This is a genomic window from Gloeocapsopsis crepidinum LEGE 06123 (assembly GCF_015207655.1).
Lineage (GTDB): Bacteria > Cyanobacteriota > Cyanobacteriia > Cyanobacteriales > Chroococcidiopsidaceae > Gloeocapsopsis > Gloeocapsopsis crepidinum.
On sequence record NZ_JADEWN010000137.1, the window covers coordinates 1 to 2,130 of the forward strand.

Annotated in this window: 2 protein-coding genes; both read left to right on the forward strand. The window is 42.6% G+C overall.

Features of this window, described 5'->3' with window-relative positions; translation table 11 throughout:
• Nucleotides 1-172: 172 nt before the first annotated feature.
• Complete coding sequence (locus IQ230_RS26170) at nucleotides 173-841, forward strand: MATE family efflux transporter (RefSeq protein ID WP_322742578.1); 669 nt, start codon at nucleotides 173-175, stop codon at nucleotides 839-841.
• Between the two features lie 25 nt (nucleotides 842-866).
• Nucleotides 867-1,766, forward strand: a complete 900-nt coding sequence (locus IQ230_RS26175) for an NAD-dependent epimerase/dehydratase family protein (protein WP_193935092.1) — start codon at nucleotides 867-869, stop codon at nucleotides 1,764-1,766.
• The last annotated feature ends 364 nt before the right edge of the window (nucleotides 1,767-2,130 follow it).

Sequence of the window (2,130 nt, forward strand, 5' to 3'; positions counted from 1 at the left end):
CCTATGCCACTGAGGTTCAAAATATGTGCAAAAATCATCGACCTCACAAAACAATGCTTCTAAACTAGACATAGGACGGGGCGCTGAATGGTTTAACTTAATTTCAGCTTACTTGCCCCCTCCTTTTTTTATCCCGAACTGACGTTATCGTATTTTCCAAGAACTTCACCGCGTGAGACTGCGCATCCTCTGGGAATTAATTTGGGTAGGTGTGCCTATTGGATTATTTTCTGGTTTAGAAATCGGATTTTTTCTGGTGATTACTTTCTGGATGGGAACATTAGGTACAGAAGTGTTGGCAGCACATCAGGTTGTGTTTCAAACGATTGTTGTAGTGTTTATGGTTCCTTTAGGAATTTCTTACGCAACCACAGTGCGCGTTGGGCAATGGTTAGGGCAGAGATCGCGCATCGGAATTCAACAAGCTGCTTGGGTGAGTATGAGCATCACCACAGTGTTTATGGTAGGTGTTTCAATCGCCTTTTTGTTGTTCCCAAAACAGATCGTTGGCATTTATTTAGATGTACACAATCCTGAGAATGCTGCGATTGTTGCCATTGCTTTACCACTACTAATAATTGCTGCGATCGCCCAAGTCTTAGATGGTTTTCAAAAAGCGGTGTATGGTTCGCTGCAAGGACTTCAAGATACGCAGATTCCGATGTTACTCAATGTACTGGGCTATTGGGGTGTCGGTTTATCTGTGGGTTATATACTCGGCTTTTGGTTCAACTTGGGCAGTATTGGATTGTGGATTGGACAATCTATGGCGATCGCAACTGTTGCAGGATTATTCACTTGGCGATTTCGTAAATTGATCGCACACCAAACATTGAATTAGTAGAAATACAGTAGGAGAATTCACGATGAATGTATTTCTGACAGGTGCAACAGGTTACATTGGCAGTGTTGTTGCCGAAAAACTCCAAGCCGCAGGACACACCATTGTCGGATTAGCTAGAAATGAAGCGACTGCCGAAAAACTCGCAAAGCGAGATATCAAGCCTTTTATTGGAGATTTACAAAATCCTGAACCGCTAATTGATGCTGCAAGACAAACAGATGGTGTGATTCATACCGCATTCATCCATAATTTTGATGATTGGGCAGGGGCGGTGCAAACTGATTGTCGAGTTATCGCGGCTTTTACTTGTGCTTTAGCAGGTGCGGGTAAACCTTTAATTGCCACATCTGATACAAGCGTACTCGGTGACACGGGTGCAGACATTGCCGATGAAGGCGATGCGATCGCTTCTAACTTTTTTCTTGCAGAACGCGCCAAAGCTGAAGCTGCAGTCATCCACGCCAGCAAGCAAAATATTCGTAGTGTTGTCTTACGGCTACCACTTTACATTTACGGGCGTGGAGGTGGTACGAGTTACATTCCGATGCGAGTGCAAGCAGCCCAAGAAAGTGGTGTTGCTTATTATATTGCACCAGGCGAACATCAAGTATCTGCGGTAGATGTCGATGATGTTGCCCAATTGTATGTGTTGGCTTTGGAAAAAGCACCTGCGGGTTCAATCTATCATGCAGCGACTCAATCAGGAATTTCTGAAAAAGCGATCGCCCAAGCGATAAGTGATATTGTGAGTTGCAAAATCGAAGGAATTTCTTTAGAACAAGCAACTCAACAATGGGGACGTGGAATTGCAGCTTTCTTTTCAATTAATAATCAAACAACTGCAAACAAAGCGATACAACTCGGTTGGCAACCACAAGCTGCATTGTCTTTGCTAGAGGATATTGCACATTATCAACTGTAGCTCAATAGTACTAATTTGGCTGAACTACACGTACTGAATCCTAAAGAAATCTAAAACACCCTCAATAAATTAATCTACACCTTCTAAACCTTAAAGAATAGAGGAAAAATTGTAATGTCACTAAATCACCAATTCATTTATCAATCTCAACAACAAAATAAAAAAGTCATTTGATTACACCACGATCAGCAACTTGGAAACACAAAGTATAGGAGCAAGATTGACCGTGAGCTTGTTATACGAACTTGCGTTCTAAAGAACAATTAGGGTAGGGTGCAGTTAACCGAGAAACGAGCACTGTTATGGCAAGAGTCAGTCGAGTTGTAGCCCACCAGAGCGTTGAAGAAGTTAAGCAGAAGCTGGC